Genomic DNA, 16,997 nt, shown 5'->3' with positions numbered 1-16,997 from the left:
TCCAGACGACCGTTAAAGGTTTCCTGACGTTAAGGCAGGGAAGGAGGCGGGTCTACTGTCAGAAATTACAGGTGGGCTCGGAAAACGCGCACTTTTCCCACACAAATGCAGGAGCGCCCCGACATTCGATGCCGAAACGCACACCGGCTGACCGTGATACTGTTTTTTGCATCAGATTTGAGCGTGTGAAAGGGATTCCCGATGGACAGCATCATTTTTCCGCAAGCGGTTTCAGAGACAAAAGGGTTGAGGTCAGATGTGTCCTGGAGTGCTATTTTTGGCGCTTCAAAGAGCACCCTAGGGAGTCCCTTCATGACACACATCGTGCTTTCACAAGTCGTAGCGAGCATCTCCGAGCTGAAAAAGAACCCGATGGGCACTGTCGCCGCAGGCGGCGGTGAACCCGTTGCGATCCTCAACCGCAATGAGCCGGCGTTCTACTGCGTGCCAGCCAAAGCGTACGAAGCAATGATTGAGCGCCTTGAGGATCTGGAACTGATTGAACTGTGCAAGGAGCGGGAAAACGATCCGACCATAAAGGTCTCGATCGATGACCTATGAGCTGGAGTTCTCGGAGAAGGCTTGGAAAGAGTGGAACAGACTGGGAGGCAATCTGAAGGAGCAGTTTGCACGCAAGCTTCGAGAACGGCTCAGTAATCCGCCTGTTCCGGCGGATCGGCTGAGAGGCCTTGGACTGGCCTACAAGATCAAGCTTAGAAGCGCCGGCTATCGTTTGGTTTATCGCGTCATCGATGAAGTGCTGGTCGTTACCGTCATCGCGGTGGGGAAACGTGACGGAGCAGATGTGTACAACGCAGCAGCGCAGCGCTGACTTCCCAGTCTTTTTCAGCGCCTGACGAATTTCTTCCTGATCCCCCTGTTATTGCCTCGCACAATCCCGCTCCATCTGCACTCATTGAGTACCTGTTACCCGTCCCCTGTGGCCATTGGTAGCGCTCCACGCCATCGGGGTGAATTGCGCCACTTTCCCTCGTTCGACGTATCTCATTGATTCCCTGAAATTTTCAATCCGGTACAGATTCCCCCCGAATCCTGTGGCACACTTTCTGCTGTCTATTCCGTTGTTACATACCTAGTTCCGGTATAGCGGAATAAACTTCCTCAGGAGTCCTTGCCATGCATCGCCGTCCTTCGTTGTTCAAAGCGTGTGTTTTCGTTCTCGCGGCTTCGTCCGCCGTTGCGGGCATGGCCCAGGCGGCCGACAGCAAGCTCGACAGTGTCCTGGCCCGGGGCAAGCTGATCGTGGGCACCGGCAGCACCAACGCGCCATGGCACTTCCAAGGGGCGGACGGCAAGTTGCAGGGTTTCGATATCGACATCGCCCGAATGGTGGCCAAAGGGCTGTTCAACGACCCGAGCAAGGTCGAGTTCGTGGTGCAGTCGTCCGATGCGCGGATTCCCAACCTGTTGACCGACAAGGTCGACATGAGCTGCCAGTTCATCACCGTCACCGCCAGCCGCGCGCAGCAGGTGGCGTTCACCCTGCCGTACTACCGCGAAGGCGTGGGCCTGCTGCTGCCGGCCAACAGCAAGTACAAGGAGATCGAGGACCTGCAGGCCGCCGGCGACGGCGTGACCGTGGCCGTGCTGCAGAACGTGTACGCCGAGGAACTGGTGCACCAGGCGCTGCCCAAGGCCAAGGTCGATCAGTACGACAGCGTCGACCTGATGTACCAAGCGGTGAACTCCGGCCGCGCCGATGCCGCCGCCACCGACCAGTCTTCGGTCAAGTACCTGATGGTGCAGAACCCCGGCCGCTACCGCAGCCCGACCTATGCCTGGAGCCCGCAGACCTACGCCTGCGCGGTCAAGCGCGGCGACCAGGACTGGCTGAACTTCGTCAACACCACCCTGCATGAAGCCATGACCGGCGTGGAGTTCCCGACGTACGCGGCCTCGTTCAAGCAGTGGTTCGGCGTCGACCTGCCGACCCCGGCCATCGGTTTCCCCGTCGAATTCAAATGATCCCGTGAGAGCGGGGCGATGCGCGTCGCCCCGCTCAAGGTACTGCCAACCATGAACTATCAGTTGAACTTTGCCGCCGTGTGGCGCGATTTCGACACCTTGCTGGCGGGGCTCGGCCTGGGCCTGGAGCTGGCGTTGGTGTCGATCGCCATCGGCTGCGTGATCGGCCTGCTGATGGCCTTCGCCTTGCTGTCCAAGCATCGCGCCCTGCGGGTGCTGGCCTCGGTGTACGTGACGGTGATCCGCAACACGCCGATCCTGGTGTTGATCCTGTTGATCTATTTCGCGTTGCCGAGCCTGGGGATCCGGCTGGACAAGATCCCGTCCTTCATCATCACGCTGTCGCTGTACGCCGGGGCCTACCTGACCGAGGTGTTCCGCGGCGGGCTGCTGAGCATCCCGAAAGGGCAGCGCGAGGCCGGTCTGGCCATCGGCCTGGGCGAGTGGCAGGTGAAGGCCTACGTCACCGTGCCGGTGATGCTGCGCAATGTGCTGCCGGCGCTGTCGAACAACTTCATTTCGCTGTTCAAGGACACCTCGCTGGCCGCCGCCATCGCGGTGCCGGAACTGACCTATTACGCACGCAAGATCAACGTCGAGAGCTACCGGGTGATCGAAACCTGGCTGGTGACCACGGCGTTGTACGTTGCGGCCTGTTACCTCATCGCCATGCTGCTGCGTTACCTGGAGCAGCGTCTGGCGATCCGCCGATAGGAGGCTGCGATGTACGAATCCCAAGGTTGGTTGCATGAGTTGTGGGTGGCGCGCGAGCCGCTCTGGCAGGGCTTTGTCACCAGCGTGCAGGTGTCGGCGCTGGCGATCCTGCTCGGGACGCTGGTCGGCGTGGTCGCCGGTCTGATCCTGACCTACGGCCGCTTCTGGATGCGCGCTCCATTCCGTTTCTACGTCGACCTGATCCGCGGCACCCCGGTGTTCGTGCTGGTGCTGGCGTGCTTCTACATGGCGCCGGCGCTGGGCTGGCAGATCAGCGCGTTTCAGGCCGGTGCCCTGGGCCTGACGCTGTTCTGCGGCTCCCATGTCGCCGAAATCGTGCGCGGTGCGCTGCAGGCGTTGCCCCGCGGGCAGATGGAGGCGAGCAAGGCCATCGGCCTGACGTTCTACCAGGCGCTCGGCTATGTGCTGTTGCCCCAGGCGCTGCGCCAGATCCTGCCGACGTGGGTCAACTCGTCCACTGAGATCGTCAAGGCCTCGACCCTGCTGTCGGTGATCGGCGTGGCGGAGCTGCTGCTCAGCACCCAGCAGATCATCGCCCGCACGTTCATGACCCTGGAGTTCTACCTGTTCGCCGGATTTCTGTTCTTCGTCATCAACTACGGCATCGAATTGTTCGGCCGGTTCATTGAAAAGCGGGTGGCCTTGCCATGACTCAAGCTCAAGTTTCTTCACAGCCCCAGACCCAGACCCAACCTCTGCTGGACATCCGTGGCCTGCACAAGCAGTACGGCGCGGTGGAGGTGCTCAAGGGCGTCGACCTGAGCATGCAGCGCGGCAACGTGGTCACGCTGATCGGCTCCAGCGGCTCGGGCAAGACCACGCTGCTGCGCTGCGTGAACATGCTCGAAGAGTTCCAGGGCGGGCAGATCCTGCTCGACGGCGAGTCCATCGGCTACGACGAAGTCAACGGCAAGCGCGTGCGTCATGCGGAGAAGGTCATCGCCCGCCATCGTGCGATGACCGGCATGGCGTTCCAGCAGTTCAACCTGTTCCCGCACCTGACCGCGTTGCAGAACGTCACCCTCGGCTTGCTGAAGGTGAAGAAGATGCACAAGGACGAAGCCGTGGCGCTGGCCGAGAAATGGCTGGAGCGGGTCGGCCTGCTGCAGCGCCGCGACCACTTTCCCGGCCAGCTGTCCGGCGGCCAGCAGCAGCGCGTGGCGATCGCCCGGGCCATTGCGATGAACCCGAGCCTGATGCTGTTCGACGAAGTCACCTCGGCCCTCGACCCCGAACTGGTGGGCGAAGTGCTCAACGTGATCAAGGGCCTGGCCGAAGACGGCATGACCATGTTGCTGGTGACCCACGAAATGCGCTTTGCATTCGAGGTGTCGGACAAGATCGTTTTCATGAATCAGGGACGCATCGAAGAGCAGGGGCCGCCCAAGGAACTGTTCGAGCGTCCGCAGTCGCCGCGCTTGGCGGAATTCCTCAAGAGCACGCGGTTCTGACCTTTCACTTTTCAATCAGGAGACACACCCATGAGCATCACCCGATACGGCACCGGCAGCACCGCGGCCGGCGGCCAGCCCCGTCCTTTCGCCCGCGCCGTTGAGGCCGACGGCTGGCTGCACGTGTCCGGCCAGGTGCCGGCGGTGGACGGCGAGATCATCGTCGGCGGCATCGTCGAGCAGACCCACCAGACCATGAAGAACCTGATCGCGATCCTCGAAGAAGCCGGTTACGGCCTGGAGGACGTGGTGCGTGCCGGCGTGTGGCTGGACGATCCGCGGGACTTCACCAGTTTCAACAAGGTGTTCGGCGAGTACTTCAAGCCCGAGCACGCCCCGGCGCGTGCGTGCGTGCAGGCGAGCATGATGGTCGACTGCAAGGTCGAGATCGATTGCATCGCCTACAAGAAGAAGGCCTGAAGCGGGGTGGCTCTATCGCCAGTGGCATGCGTTCTCCTGTGGGAGCCAGCCTGCTGGCGATGGCGGCCTACCGGTCAGCCTGGCACTCTCGGTACACTCCCGGCACTGTGAATGGGAACCTGAAGACATGACCGAAGACACCATCAAACGCCGGGCCCGGGGTCTGGACCGGGCGTTCGACATTCTCGATTTCCTCAAGGAGATCGGCCAGCCGCTGCGCCCCAACGATATCGCCAACGGCATCGGCAGCCCGAAATCCACGGTCTACGAACTGGTGGCGTCGCTGCTGGAGCGGCGGATCCTGGAGCCGGTGGGCAAGGACGGTCACGTCTATCTGGGCCGTCAGCTGTACTTCCTCGGCCAGGCGCACCTGCGGCATTTCGACCTCAGCCGCGAGGCCGACCACGCCTTGCAGGAAATCGTCAGCCAGACCCGGGAAACCGCGCAGATGTGCCTGCTCAACGGGCGCAAGTACACGGTGGCGCTGATGAAGGAGGGCGAGCGGCACTTTCGCATTTCCTCCGATATCGGCGAAAACGCGCCGATCCCGTGGACCGCGTCCGGGCGCCTGCTGCTGGCGCACCTGAGCGACCAGCAAATCATTGATCTGATCGACCCCGACGACTTCATCCTGCCGGACGGCAAACGCCTGCCGCTGGAGACGTTCCTGGGGGAAATTCGTCAGGCCGGCATCGACGGGTTCTTTTCCTTCGACAGTGTCGCCGACACGTTCACCCACTGCTTCGCCGCGCCGGTCAAAGACCCCGCTGGCGTGGCCATCTGCACCTTGTGCATCGTCGCCCCGCGCGCCGACGCCAAGAACAACTACAACGACTATCGCCGGGTCTTGATCGAGAGCGCCAACAGCCTCGCCCGGCGCATCAACGACTGACCGCGCCCGCCGGCGGGCGCGACTGTGAGGAGTTCGACCATGACGACCGTGAACACTACCGCTGCCGTGGAGAAGGGCGATGCCGCCGTCGGCGCCCACCTGGTGCGCGATGTCAGCCTGCCGGCGCTGGTGCTGCACCGCGCGGCGCTGGAGCACAACATCCGCTGGATGCAGACGTTCGTCAGCGACAGCGGCGCGGAACTGGCGCCCCACGGCAAGACCAGCATGACGCCTGCGCTGTTCCGCCGTCAGCTCGACGCCGGCGCCTGGGGCATCACCCTGGCCAGCGCCACCCAGACCCGCGCCGCCTACGCCCACGGCGTGCGCCGGGTGCTGATGGCCAACCAATTGGTCGGCACGCCGAACATGGCGCTGATCGCCGATCTGCTGGCCGATCCTGGCTTTGACTTCTACTGCATGGTCGATCACCCGGACAACGTCGCCGATCTTGGCGCGTACTTCGCCTCCCGGGGCGTTCGGCTGAACGTGATGATCGAGTACGGCGTGGTCGGCGGCCGCTGCGGTTGCCGCAGCGAGCAGGAGGTCATCGCGCTGGCCGAAGCCATCGCCGCGCAACCGGCCCTGGCCCTGACCGGCATCGAGGGTTATGAGGGCGTGATCCACGGCGACCACGCCGTCAGCGGTATCCGCGAATTCGCCGCGTCGCTGGTGCGCCTGGCGGTGCAGTTGCAGGACAGCGGCGCGTTCGCCGTCGCCAAGCCGATCATCACGGCGTCGGGGTCGGCGTGGTACGACCTGATCGCCGAGTCCTTCGAGGCGCAGAACGCCGCCGGGCGCTTCCTCAGCGTGTTGCGTCCGGGCAGCTACGTGGCCCACGACCACGGCATCTACAAGGAAGCGCAGTGCTGCGTGCTCGACCGGCGCAGCGACCTGCACGAAGGGCTGCGCCCGGCCCTGGAGGTCTGGGCCCATGTGCAGTCGTTGCCGGAGCCGGGGTTCGCGGTGGTCGCCCTGGGCAAGCGCGACGTGGCCTTCGACGCCGGCCTGCCGGTGCCGCTGCTGCGCTACAAGGCCGGGGTGCTGCCGGCGGTGGGGGATGACGTCGGCGCGTGCAAAGTGACGGCGGTGATGGACCAACATGCGTTCATGACCGTGGCGCCGGGGGTGGAACTGCGGGTCGGCGACATCATTTCGTTCGGCACCTCGCACCCGTGCCTGACCTTCGACAAATGGCGGGTGGGGTTGCTGGTGGATGAGCGGCTGACGGTGATCGAGACGATGGGCACCTGCTTCTGAGACCTCAGCCGGCACCGCGCCCGGTGGCGTTTGCACCGACGCCATCGCCGGCAGGCCGGCTTCCACAGGGACATGTGTTCGACACAGTTCCAATGTGGGAGCCAGCCTGCTGGCGATGGCGGCCGACAGAACACCCTTGAACTGCCAGGACTCCATTCAGATGACCACTCTCAGCCCCCTGGGCCCCCACCTCCCGCGCATCGCCCTGATCGGCGAATGCATGATCGAACTTCAGCAGCGCGCCGACGGCAGCCTGCAGCAAAGCTTCGGCGGCGACACCCTCAACACCGCCGTCTACCTGTCGCGGGCCATGGGCGACCGGGCCCGGGTCGATTACGTCACGGCCCTGGGCGATGACAGCTTCAGCGACGAGATGTGCCGCCGCTGGGCCGACGAAGGCATCGGCCTGGACTGGGTGCAGCGCTTGCCCGGTCGGCTGCCGGGCCTGTACTGCATCCAGACCGACGCCGCCGGCGAGCGGCGCTTCCTGTACTGGCGCAACGAAGCGGCCGTGCGCGACTGCTTCACCCTGCCGAACGGCGCCGCGACGCTGGCGGCCTTGCCGGACTACGACGTGCTGTATTTCAGCGGCATTACCCTGGCGGTGCTGGGCGCGCAAGGGCGGGAGCGGCTGATCGAGGTGTTGGCCGAAGCCCGCCAGCGCGACACCCGCGTCGTCTTCGACAACAACTACCGGCCCCGTCTGTGGGCCTCGCGGGAAGCGGCGCAGGCGGCCTACCGCGGCGTGTTGCCTCATGTGGATCTGGCGTTGCTGACGGTGGAGGACGAGCAGGCGCTGTTTGGGTTCGCCGATTGCGACGCGGTGTTCGAGGCCTACGCGCAGATCGGCACGCCGGAAGTGGTGCTCAAGCGCGGCGCCGAGGCGTGCCTGATCCGCTGCGACGGGGAAGCGTTCGAAGTGCCGGCGCAGAAAGTCGAGAAGGTGATCGACACCACGGCGGCGGGGGACTCGTTCAGCGCGGCGTACCTGGCCAGCCGCCTGTCAGGCGCCAGCCCGGCGGACGCCGCCGAGGCAGGGCACCGGCTGGCGAGCCAGGTGATCCAGGTGCCGGGTGCGCTGATTCCGAGGTGAAACCGGCCGTCCGCAAACCCAGCGAACACCTGAGAACCCTGTGGGAGCTGGCTCGCCAGCGATGAGGCCGGCACATCCAGATTCGGTGTCGCCTGACCGGGCGCCATCGCGGGCAAGCCCGCTCCCACAGGTATTGTGGCTGTCCGCAAGGCCTGGGAACGACTGAGAACCCTGTGGGAGCTGGCTTGCCAGCGATGAGGCCGGCACATCTAGCCTCGGTGTCGCCTGACCGGACGCCATCGCGGGCAAGCCCGCTCCCACAGGTATTGTGGTTGTTCGCAAGGTCGGCGAACGCCGGAGATTCTTGTGGGAGCTGGCTTGCCAGCGATGAGGCCGGCACATCCAGATTCGGTGTCGCCTGACCGGACGCATCGCCAGCAGGCTGGCTCCCACAGGTATTGTGGTTGTCCGCAGGGCCTGGGAACGACTGAGAACCCTGTGAGAGCCAGCCTGCTGGCGATGGCGGCGGCCGGGGCGCCGCGGGGCAGGGTTCAGTCGCGGAAGAACACCTGCACCAGGTGATAGCCGAACTTGCTCTTGATCGGCCCGTGCACGGTGCGCAGCGGCTTCTTGAAGATCACCGCATCGATGGCGCCGACCATCTGCCCCGGCCGCACTTCGCCCAGATCGCCGCCGCGCTTGCCGGACGGGCAGGTCGAGTATTTCTTGGCCAGCACGTCGAAGGCTTCGCCCTTGGCGATGCGTTGCTTGAGCTGTTCGGCCTCTTCGGCGGTCTTCACCAGAATGTGGCGGGCTTGGGCTTTCATGATGCGGTACCTGATTGCGGGGCGCGGATTATGCCTCAACTCACGGGGTTTGGCTGAGCATCGTGCGGATCTTGGCCGCCAGCGCCTCGATGGAAAACGGCTTGGCCACCATGTCCATGCCGTCTTCCAGGAATCCTTGGCGTTCGGCGGCGTTCTGCGCATAACCGGTCATGAACAGCACCTTGAGCCCCGGCCGGTGCTGGCGGGCGATTTCCGCCAGTTGCCGGCCGTTCATGCCCGGCAGGCCGACGTCGGTCACCAACAGGTCCACCCGCTGGCCGGACTCGAACAGCGGCAGGGCGCTTTTCGCGTCTTCGGCCTCGAAGGCGCGGTAGCCCAGTTCCCTGAGCAGATCGAGCACCAGCATGCGCACCGCCGGATCGTCCTCGACCACCACCACGCTTTCGCCGGTCGCCGCGGCGGGGGGCTGGTTGACCGGTTCGGCCGCCGGCCGCTCGGGCTCCAGCGCATGCAGGCGCGGCAGGTAAAGCCGCACGCAGGTGCCGCGGCCCGGCAGGCTGTCGAGGCTGACGTGCCCGCCGGACTGCTGGGCGAAGCCGTAGATCATCGACAGCCCCAGGCCGGTGCCTTGGCCGATGGGTTTGGTGGTGAAGAACGGGTCGAAGGCCTTGGAGCGCACCGACGGCGTCATGCCGGTGCCGTTGTCGCTGACGGCGAGCATCACGTAGTCGCCGGCCCTGACCGGTTCCAGGGTGGTGATGTCGCTGCCGTCGAGGTAGACGTTGGCGGTCTCGATCAGCAGTTCGCCGCCCTCGGGCATGGCGTCGCGGGCGTTGATCACCAGGTTGAGCACGGCGTTTTCCAGCTGGCTGACGTCGGTGCTGACTAGCCACACGCCGGCTCCCAGGCGCAGGGTGAGTTCGATCGGGTCGCCCTTGGTGCGGCGGATCAGGTCCTCCAGCGAGTGGATCAGCTCGTTGACGTCCAGGGTCTTGCGGTCCAGCGACTGGCGCCGGGAAAACGCCAGCAGCCGGTGGGTGAGGGCGGCGGCGCGGTTGGCCGACGACACGGCGGCCTCGGTGAACCGGCCGATCTCGTCGGTGCGGCCGCTGGCGATGTAGCGCTGCATCAGGTCGAGGCTGCCGATGATGCCGGTGAGCATGTTGTTGAAGTCGTGGGCGATGCCGCCGGTCAACTGGCCGACGGCCTCCATTTTCTGGGCGTGGCGCAGGGCGTCTTCAGCGCGTTCGCGTTCGAACATCTCGTTCTGCAGGCGCTGGTTGGCCTGGGCCAGTTGCTTGGTGCGGGCCGCGACGCGTTCCTCCAGCGTTTCGTTGAGGTCGCGCAGAGCCTCTTCGGTCTTTTTGCGTTCGGTCTCGTCGATCACGAAGATGTAGAAGCCGTTGACCGCGCCGTCCGGCCCGTGGCGCGGCAAGTAGTTCATCAGCGCATGGCGCAGGCTGCCGTCGCGGTGCGGCGAGTACAGGCTGAAGGAACAGGGGCGCCCGGCCAGCGCTTCGGCGATGTAGGGCTTGCGCGGAAAGTAGCCCTCGTCGCCGAGCACGTCGCGGATGGTGCGGCCGTACAGCTCCTGGGGCGTGAGGCCGTACCAGTCCAGGTACGCGGCGTTGTTCAGGCGAAAGCGCTCTTCGCGGTCCACATAGCTGATCAGGATCGGCATCGCGTTGATGATCAGCTGCAGCTCGGTCTGGCTCTGGCGCAGCGCCTGTTCGGTGAGCTTGCGCTCGGTCAGGTCCAGCGCCGCGCCGAGGAAGCGCACGGGCCGGCCGTGGTGATCCTTGTAGCAGCGCCCCCGGGCGAACACCCAGCGCACCTCGCCGTTGGCTTGCTGCAGGCGGTATTCCTCGGCGTATTCGGTGCCGTGGGTGATGCAGTGCTTGATGCTGCGGGCGATCAGCGCGCGGTCTTCGGGGTGCACGCCGTGCAGGTATTCGCTGATCGGCAGGCGGTTGGCCAGCGCCGGATCGACGCCGTGCAACTGGGCGAAATGCGCGTCGGCGATGAAGCGGTCCTCACCGATGTCCCAGTCCCAGGTGCCGACCGCGTCGGTGGCGGCCAGCGCCAGTTGCAGGCGTTCTTCGGTTTCGCGCTGGGCCTTGAGGCTGTCTTCGGAACGCTGCTTGAGCTCCTGGGCCATGCGCCGGCGCTCGTTGGTCTCGATGGCCGTGACCAGAATCCCGGCGACCTGGGCGCTTTCGTCGCGGATCGGGCTGTAGGTCAGGTCCAGCCAGAAGTCGGATTCCCGACCGTCCCGCTGCGGCAGGGTGAAACGCTGCTCGTGGTAGGTGCGCACCTGGCCCTGTAGGACGGCGCTGTAGATCGGGTCAGTGAAGTCGCGAAATTCCGGCCATATGTCGTGCGTCGGCTGTCCGAAAGCGCGCGGGTGGTTGCTGCCGGCCAGCAGGGCGAAGCCGTTGTTGTAGATCTGCGTCAGGTGCGGCCCCCACAGCAACAGCATCGGCATCGGCGAGTGGATCACGATGTCCACCGCCGTGCGCAGGCTCTGCGGCCAGGTGCCGGCGGCGCCCAGCGGCGTGCGGCTCCAGTCGGTGCAGGCGATCAGCGCCTGGGCGTCATCGGTGGCGGGTACAGCGTTCATCGGTCGGGTCCTGATCATCGGTCAGCGGGCCGGCGTCGACTATCCTGATGCGGTAGTCGCCTGCCTCTGCGGGTTCATTGAAAACTTTGCGGGTGCTTTTTGCCATGGAAATCGACGCACTGTTGAAACAACTGGCCAGCCGCCACGGTTCGGATCTGTTCCTCTCCACGGGCGCGCCGCCCTGCGCACGGTTCGACGGGGTGCTGACGGCACTGGACGCCGGGCCGTTCAAGCCCGGCGAGGTGGCCGCCATCGCCGCTTCACTGATGGACGCCGAACAGCGCCGGGAGTTCGACCGCGAGCTGGAAATGAACCTGGCTATTTCCCGCACGGGCATCGGGCGTTTCCGGGTGAACATCTTCAAGCAGCGCAACGATGTATCGGTGGTGATCCGCAACGTCAAGCTCGACATCCCGCGCTTCGAGGACCTGAAGCTGCCGCCGGTGCTGCTCGACTTGGTGATGCTCAAGCAGGGGCTGATCCTGGTCGTCGGCGCCACGGACTCGGGCAAGTCCACGTCGCTGGCGGCGCTGGTCGACCACCGCAACCGCCACAGCAGCGGGCACATCGTCACCATCGAGGATCCGGTGGAGTACATCCACCGGCACAAGCGTTCGATCATCAATCAGCGTGAGGTCGGGGTCGACACCCGCAGTTTCCATGCGGCGCTGAAGAACACCCTGCGCCAGGCCCCGGACGTGGTGCTGATCGGCGAGATCCGCGACCGCGAGACCATGGAGCATGCGCTGGCCTTCGCCGAGACCGGGCATCTGGTGCTGTCGACGCTGCACGCCAACAACGCCAACCAGGCGCTGGAGCGGATCATCAATTTCTTCCCCGAAGAGCGGCGTCCGCAATTGCTGCACGCCTTGGGCAATCACCTCAAGGCGTTCGTGTCCCAGCGCCTGGTGCGCACCCGCGACGGCCAGCGGCGGGCGGCGGTGGAGGTGATGCTGGGCACGCCGACCGTCGGCGACCTGATCCGCCGCGGCGAGTTCGTGGAATTGAAGGCGATCATGGAAAAGTCCACGGAACTGGGCATGCAGACCTTCGACGGCGCACTGTTCGACCTGGTGGCCGAAGGCGTGATCGACGAAGAACAGGCGCTGAAGAACGCCGATTCGGTGAACAACCTGCGCCTGCGCCTGAAGCTGCATGCCGACACCTTGCCGCCGCCGGCGGGCGCGGCCGGGGATTGGGGGCTGATGGACTGATCCTCGCTGGGCGCGACTGTCCTGAACCTGCGGTGCCTTGACTGACGCCATCGCCAGCAGGCTGGCTCCCACAGAAAATTTGGGTGGATGCAGAATCTGCGGCCACCGCAAAGACCTGTGGGAGTGAGCCTGCTCGCGATAGCGGTGCATCAGTCATATCCAGGCAGACCGACAGGACGCCATCGCCAGCAGGCTCGTTCCCGCAGGGGAGCGGGCTCAGGCCTGAAGCTCAGGCCGGTCGCGAAACTGCTCCAGCGCCTCGGGGTTGGCCAGGGCATCGGTGTTCTTCACCGGCTCCCCGTGCACCACGTTGCGCACGGCCAGTTCCACCACCTTGCCGCTGAGGGTGCGCGGGATGTCGGTGACCGCGACGATCCTGGCCGGCACATGGCGCGGCGTGGTGTTGGCGCGGATCACCTGGCGGATCTGCTGCTGCAGCGCTTCGTCGAGTTCGATACCGTCCTGGAGGCGCACGAACAGCACCACCCGCACATCGTCCTGCCAGTGCTGGCCGATGGCGACGCTGTCCAGTACTTGAGGCACTTTTTCCACCTGTCGGTAGATTTCGGCGGTGCCGATGCGCACGCCGCCGGGGTTGAGCACCGCGTCGGAGCGGCCATGGATCAGCATGCCGCCGTGGGGCCGCTCCTCGGCGTAGTCACCCTGGGCCCAGACGCCCGGGAACAAACTGAAATACGACTTGCGCAGCTTTTCGCCGTCCGGGTCGTTCCACAGCCCGATGGGCATGGCGGGGAAGTGCCGAGTGCACACCAGCTCGCCCTTTTCGCCGATCACCGGTTGGCCGGCGTCGTTCCAGACCTCCACGGCCATGCCCAGGCTCTTGCCCATGATCTCGCCCCGGCGCACCGCCGACAGCGGGTTGGCGTTGACGAAGCAGGAGACGATGTCGGTGCCGCCGGACATCGAGGCCAGGCACACGTCCGTCTTGAAGTCGCGGTAGACGTAATCGTAGCTCTGCGGCGACAGCGCAGACCCTGTGCACAGCAAGGTCTTGAGGCTGCCCAGGTCGTGGCTTTGGCGAGGTTTGACGCCGCTGCTTTCCAGGGTCGCGAGGAACTTGGGGCTGGTGCCGAACACGCTGATGCGCTCGGCGTCGATCAGGTCCAGCAGCCGTTCGTTGGCCGGATGGAACGGCGAGCCGTCGTACAGCACCACGGCGCTGCCGACCGCCAGGGCCGACACCAGCCAGTTCCACATCATCCAGCCGCAGGTGGTGTAGTAGAACAAGCGGTCGGCAGGGCCGAGGCCAACGTGCAGGCCATGCTCCTTGACGTGTTGCAGCAGCACGCCGCCGGTGCTGTGGATGATGCATTTCGGCACGCCGGTGGTGCCGCTGGAATACAGCACGTACAGCGGATGGTTGAACGGCACCGGCACGAACTGCGGTTCGCCGCCGGGACGGTAGAAGTCGCCCCACAGCGCCACGTCGGCCTCGGTGCGGTACACCCCGGTGTCGCTCTGGGCTTCGGGGCCGGGCACGATGATCAGCTGTTGCAGCGACGGCAGCTGCGCCAGGATCTCGTTGATCTTGACGGTCTGGTCGACGGTCTTGCCGGCGTAGCGGTAACCGGCGCAGATGATCAACGCTTTCGGTTCGATCTGGCCGAAGCGGTCGATCACCCCGTGGGTGCCGAAGTCCGGCGAGGAGCACGACCAGATGGCGCCGAGGCCGGTGGTCGCGAGCATCGCCACCAAGGTCTGCCAAGTATTGGGCATGCACGCGGCCACGCGGTCGCCGAAGCCGATGCCGGCGGCTTGCAGGCCGGCCTGGAAACCGGCGACCTGGCGGGCCAGTTCCGCCCAGCTCAATTGTTCGCGCCGACCGTCTTCAGCCACGGCCACCACCGCCACGGCCTCGTCGCGGCGGCGCAGCAGGTGTTCGGCGAAGTTCAGGGTGGCGCCGGGAAACCATTCGGCGCTGGGCATCTGCGGGCCTTCGCGCAGAACCGCCTCGGGCGGCGTGCGGAAGCGGATGTCGAAGAAATCGACGATGGCTTGCCAGAACGCCTCGCGCTGCCGGACGCTCCAGGCATGCAAGGCCGGGTAGTCGGCCAGGGTCAGGTGATGGCGTTGCTCGACGAAGCGCCGGAAGGCGTCCATGGGCGAATCGGCGATGCGCCGGGCGTCGGGTTGCCAGAGGATGTCGGACATGGGTTGCCTCTTCTTATCGTATGCACACAAAACTGAGTGGACTCACCGCTCCACCGGTGGGAGCGAATGTCTTGCCCCGGCCCTGCGGCGCCATCACTGACGCCATCGCCAGCAGGCTGGCTCCCACCCTTTGAGCGGCGCCCTCAAACCAGGGTGGGAGCGGGGCCGTGGCGGCTACTGCGCCAACCACCCGCCATCGATGTTCCACGCCGCGCCGCGCACCTGGCTGCCGGCCTCACTGCACAGGAACAGCACCAGCTCACCCAGGTGTTCCGGCGTCACGAACGCCAGCGACGGCTGCTTCTCGGCCAGCAAGTCGTGCTGCGCCTGCTGCGGATCGACGCCTTTGGCCGCCCGGTCGTCGATCTGCTTCTGCACCAGCGGCGTCAGCACCCAGCCGGGGCAGATCGCGTTGCAGGTGACGTTGCTGGCGGCGGTCTCCAGGCCGACCACCTTGGTCAGGCCGATGACCCCGTGCTTGGCCGCCACATACGCCGCCTTGCCGGTGGAGCCCACCAGGCCGTGCACCGAAGCGATGTTGATGATGCGGCCCCAGCCCTTGCCGCGCATGCCCGGCAGGCTCAGGCGGGTGCTGTGAAACACCGAGGACAGGTTGATGGCGATGATCGAGTCCCAGCGCTCCACCGGGAAATCTTCGACGGCGGACACGTGCTGGATCCCGGCGTTGTTCACCAGGATGTCCACGCCGCCGAACTCGCGCTCGGCGTAGGCGACCATGTCGGCGATCTGCGCCGGGTCGCTGACGTCGGCCGGGTGATGGCCGACCTTGCCGCCGTGCCGCCCGATTTCCGCGACCGCCGCCTGGGCGTCGCCGAAGCCGTTGAGGATCAGGTCGGCGCCTGCCTTGGCCAGCACGTGGGCGATGCCCAGGCCGATGCCGCTGGTGGAACCGGTGACCAGAGCGGTCTTGCCCGAAAGAGTCGTCATGAATACCTCACACAATGCCGGTGGCGTAGAAAGTGCCGATCACCACGAAGATCGCCAGGGTCTTGATCAGCGTAATACAGAAAATGTCCTTGTAGGCTTCGCGGTGGGTCAGCCCGGTGACCGCCAGCAGGGTGATGACGGCGCCGTTGTGCGGCAGGGTGTCCATGCCGCCGCTGGCCATGGCGGCCACCCGGTGCAGCACCTCCAGCGGAATGTTCGCCGCGTGGGCGGCGTTGATGAACTGCTCGGACATCGCCGCCAGCGCGATGCTCATGCCGCCCGATGCGGAGCCGGTGATGCCGGCCAGCAAGGTGACGGTGATGGCCTCGTTGACCAGCGGGTTGGGAATGCCCTTGAGCCAGTCGGCCAGCACCAGGAACCCCGGCAGCGACGCGATCACCGCACCGAAACCGTATTCCGACGCCGTGTTCATCGCCGCCAGCAAGGCGCCGCTGACCGCGCTCTTGCTGCCTTCGGCAAGCTTGCTGCGGATCGCCCCGAAGCCGAACGCCAACACCATCAGGATGCCCACCAGCAACGCCGCCTGCACCGCCCAGATGGCTGTGAGCTTGGCGATGTCTGTGGTCACCGGCGCAGCCATGCCCGGCAGCGCCAGGCTGTGGGTCTTGCCGTACCACTGGGGGATCCACTGGGTGAACAGCAGGTTCATCACGCCCACCGCCAGCAGCGGCGACAGCGCCAGCCACGGGTTCGGCAGCGTGAGGTCGTCGGCGGTGTCCGGCTCGTTGCGCAGTTCGCTGCCGTAGCCTTCGCCGGCCTTTTGCGCCTTGTGGCGCTGGCGCTGGAGGAACAGCATGCCGGCGCAGAACACGAACACCGTGCCGATCACACCGAGCCAAGGCGCGGCCCACGCGGTGGTGTTGAAGAAGGTGCTGGGGATGATGTTCTGGATCTGCGGCGTGCCGGGCAGGGCGTCCATGGTGAAGGAGAACGCACCCAGGGCGATGGTCGCCGGGATCAGGCGCTTGGGGATGTCGCTCTGGCGGAACATCTCGGCCGCGAACGGATACACCGCGAACACCACCACGAACAGCGACACGCCGCCGTAGGTGAGCAGGGCGCACACCAGCACGATCACCAGCATCGCCTGGCGGGTGCCGAGCAGACGGATCGCCGCCGCGACGATGGAGCGCGAGAACCCGGACAGCTCGATCAGCTTGCCGAACACGGCGCCGAGCAGGAACACGGGAAAGTAGAGTTTGATGAAGCCGACCATCTTCTCCATGAACACGCCGGTGAAGGCGGGCGCGACGGCGGACGGATCGGTGAGCAGGACAGCGCCGAGGGCGGCGATGGGGGCGAACAGGATGACGCTGTAGCCTCGGTAAGCGGCCAGCATCAGCAGCGCAAGCGCCGCCAGGGCAATGATCACACTCATGGTGTGTCTCCAGGGATTGTTATTTTTGTGGGTGGTGCGGGTACGCAGAGGCTGTTAGCGAGTTCTGTGCCAACACGTTAAG

At 65.5% G+C, this 16,997-nt stretch carries 16 protein-coding genes; 11 read left to right on the top strand and 5 right to left on the bottom strand.

Annotated elements, in window-relative coordinates; genetic code table 11:
• Positions 1 to 312 precede the first annotated feature (312 nt).
• From CAG33_RS18840 to CAG33_RS18795, 10 genes are all read left to right on the top strand, one after another.
• Positions 313 to 561: a type II toxin-antitoxin system Phd/YefM family antitoxin gene (locus CAG33_RS18840; protein WP_085582516.1), complete on the top strand. Its 249-nt coding sequence runs from the start codon at positions 313 to 315 to the stop codon at positions 559 to 561.
• On the top strand, positions 551 to 832 hold the full coding sequence (locus CAG33_RS18835) for a type II toxin-antitoxin system RelE/ParE family toxin (protein WP_085582518.1): 282 nt from the start codon (positions 551 to 553) through the stop codon (positions 830 to 832). Before CAG33_RS18840 ends, CAG33_RS18835 begins: the two co-directional genes overlap by 11 nt.
• A gap of 305 nt (positions 833 to 1,137) precedes the next feature.
• Positions 1,138 to 1,986 carry a transporter substrate-binding domain-containing protein gene (locus CAG33_RS18830; protein WP_085582520.1) on the top strand — a complete coding sequence of 283 codons (849 nt, stop codon included), beginning with the start codon at positions 1,138 to 1,140 and terminating at the stop codon, positions 1,984 to 1,986.
• A 51-nt stretch (positions 1,987 to 2,037) separates the two neighbouring features.
• Positions 2,038 to 2,700, top strand: coding sequence for an amino acid ABC transporter permease (locus tag CAG33_RS18825; protein WP_059405928.1), 663 nt, complete (start codon positions 2,038 to 2,040; stop codon positions 2,698 to 2,700).
• A gap of 9 nt (positions 2,701 to 2,709) precedes the next feature.
• Complete coding sequence (locus CAG33_RS18820) at positions 2,710 to 3,372, top strand: amino acid ABC transporter permease (RefSeq protein WP_085632731.1); 663 nt, start codon at positions 2,710 to 2,712, stop codon at positions 3,370 to 3,372.
• Positions 3,369 to 4,172, top strand: coding sequence for an amino acid ABC transporter ATP-binding protein (locus CAG33_RS18815; protein WP_085640012.1), 804 nt, complete (start codon positions 3,369 to 3,371; stop codon positions 4,170 to 4,172). Before CAG33_RS18820 ends, CAG33_RS18815 begins: the two co-directional genes overlap by 4 nt.
• A gap of 30 nt (positions 4,173 to 4,202) precedes the next feature.
• Positions 4,203 to 4,592 (top strand): RidA family protein, encoded by a 390-nt coding sequence (locus CAG33_RS18810; protein ID WP_039768794.1) that lies wholly within the window; start codon positions 4,203 to 4,205, stop codon positions 4,590 to 4,592.
• 127 nt (positions 4,593 to 4,719) lie between these two features.
• On the top strand, positions 4,720 to 5,484 hold the full coding sequence (locus CAG33_RS18805; RefSeq protein WP_085582526.1) for an IclR family transcriptional regulator: 765 nt from the start codon (positions 4,720 to 4,722) through the stop codon (positions 5,482 to 5,484).
• A gap of 39 nt (positions 5,485 to 5,523) precedes the next feature.
• Positions 5,524 to 6,741, top strand: coding sequence for an amino acid deaminase (locus CAG33_RS18800; RefSeq protein WP_085640009.1), 1,218 nt, complete (start codon positions 5,524 to 5,526; stop codon positions 6,739 to 6,741).
• Positions 6,742 to 6,901: 160 nt separating this feature from the next.
• The gene (locus CAG33_RS18795) at positions 6,902 to 7,834 is read left to right on the top strand and encodes a sugar kinase (protein ID WP_085640006.1); all 933 of its coding nucleotides are present in this window, start codon (positions 6,902 to 6,904) and stop codon (positions 7,832 to 7,834) included.
• A gap of 491 nt (positions 7,835 to 8,325) precedes the next feature.
• Here the strand turns inward: CAG33_RS18795 and CAG33_RS18790 are convergent, their stop codons facing one another.
• Entirely contained in the window at positions 8,326 to 8,601 is a 276-nt protein-coding gene (locus CAG33_RS18790) for a peptidylprolyl isomerase (protein WP_003225447.1), read from the bottom strand.
• A 40-nt stretch (positions 8,602 to 8,641) separates the two neighbouring features.
• Entirely contained in the window at positions 8,642 to 11,182 is a 2,541-nt protein-coding gene (locus CAG33_RS18785) for a PAS domain-containing sensor histidine kinase (RefSeq protein WP_085640003.1), read from the bottom strand.
• Positions 11,183 to 11,286: 104 nt separating this feature from the next.
• Between CAG33_RS18785 and CAG33_RS18780 the strand changes: the two genes are divergently transcribed.
• A complete protein-coding gene (locus CAG33_RS18780; RefSeq protein WP_085632723.1) occupies positions 11,287 to 12,396 on the top strand; it encodes a PilT/PilU family type 4a pilus ATPase in 1,110 nt (369 codons plus the stop codon).
• Between the two features lie 216 nt (positions 12,397 to 12,612).
• On the opposite strand, the gene CAG33_RS18775 is transcribed toward CAG33_RS18780, so the two are convergent.
• The 3 genes from CAG33_RS18775 to CAG33_RS18765 form a co-directional block, all read right to left on the bottom strand.
• A complete protein-coding gene (locus tag CAG33_RS18775) occupies positions 12,613 to 14,568 on the bottom strand; it encodes an acetoacetate--CoA ligase (protein ID WP_085640000.1) in 1,956 nt (651 codons plus the stop codon).
• Between the two features lie 174 nt (positions 14,569 to 14,742).
• Positions 14,743 to 15,516, bottom strand: coding sequence for a 3-hydroxybutyrate dehydrogenase (hbdH, locus tag CAG33_RS18770; protein WP_085582538.1), 774 nt, complete (start codon positions 15,514 to 15,516; stop codon positions 14,743 to 14,745).
• 7 nt (positions 15,517 to 15,523) lie between these two features.
• Positions 15,524 to 16,915, bottom strand: coding sequence for a GntP family permease (locus CAG33_RS18765; RefSeq protein ID WP_085639996.1), 1,392 nt, complete (start codon positions 16,913 to 16,915; stop codon positions 15,524 to 15,526).
• Between the last annotated feature and the right edge of the window lie 82 nt (positions 16,916 to 16,997).

The organism is Pseudomonas sp. B3(2017), from assembly GCF_002113595.1.
GTDB classification, from domain to species: Bacteria; Pseudomonadota; Gammaproteobacteria; order Pseudomonadales; family Pseudomonadaceae; genus Aquipseudomonas; species Aquipseudomonas ekonensis.
The sequence above is the reverse complement of the archived record's forward strand: the minus strand, read 5'-3'. Positions and strand labels throughout refer to the sequence as shown.

Coding starts and splice junctions, on each gene's coding strand:
- CAG33_RS18840 (WP_085582516.1), top strand. CDS start 313: ATGACACACATCGTGCTTTCACAAGTCGTAGCGAGCATCTCCGAGCTG.
- CAG33_RS18835 (WP_085582518.1), top strand. CDS start 551: ATGACCTATGAGCTGGAGTTCTCGGAGAAGGCTTGGAAAGAGTGGAAC.
- CAG33_RS18830 (WP_085582520.1), top strand. CDS start 1,138: ATGCATCGCCGTCCTTCGTTGTTCAAAGCGTGTGTTTTCGTTCTCGCG.
- CAG33_RS18825 (WP_059405928.1), top strand. CDS start 2,038: ATGAACTATCAGTTGAACTTTGCCGCCGTGTGGCGCGATTTCGACACC.
- CAG33_RS18820 (WP_085632731.1), top strand. CDS start 2,710: ATGTACGAATCCCAAGGTTGGTTGCATGAGTTGTGGGTGGCGCGCGAG.
- CAG33_RS18815 (WP_085640012.1), top strand. CDS start 3,369: ATGACTCAAGCTCAAGTTTCTTCACAGCCCCAGACCCAGACCCAACCT.
- CAG33_RS18810 (WP_039768794.1), top strand. CDS start 4,203: ATGAGCATCACCCGATACGGCACCGGCAGCACCGCGGCCGGCGGCCAG.
- CAG33_RS18805 (WP_085582526.1), top strand. CDS start 4,720: ATGACCGAAGACACCATCAAACGCCGGGCCCGGGGTCTGGACCGGGCG.
- CAG33_RS18800 (WP_085640009.1), top strand. CDS start 5,524: ATGACGACCGTGAACACTACCGCTGCCGTGGAGAAGGGCGATGCCGCC.
- CAG33_RS18795 (WP_085640006.1), top strand. CDS start 6,902: ATGACCACTCTCAGCCCCCTGGGCCCCCACCTCCCGCGCATCGCCCTG.
- CAG33_RS18790 (WP_003225447.1), bottom strand. CDS start 8,601: ATGAAAGCCCAAGCCCGCCACATTCTGGTGAAGACCGCCGAAGAGGCC.
- CAG33_RS18785 (WP_085640003.1), bottom strand. CDS start 11,182: ATGAACGCTGTACCCGCCACCGATGACGCCCAGGCGCTGATCGCCTGC.
- CAG33_RS18780 (WP_085632723.1), top strand. CDS start 11,287: ATGGAAATCGACGCACTGTTGAAACAACTGGCCAGCCGCCACGGTTCG.
- CAG33_RS18775 (WP_085640000.1), bottom strand. CDS start 14,568: ATGTCCGACATCCTCTGGCAACCCGACGCCCGGCGCATCGCCGATTCG.
- hbdH (WP_085582538.1), bottom strand. CDS start 15,516: ATGACGACTCTTTCGGGCAAGACCGCTCTGGTCACCGGTTCCACCAGC.
- CAG33_RS18765 (WP_085639996.1), bottom strand. CDS start 16,915: ATGAGTGTGATCATTGCCCTGGCGGCGCTTGCGCTGCTGATGCTGGCC.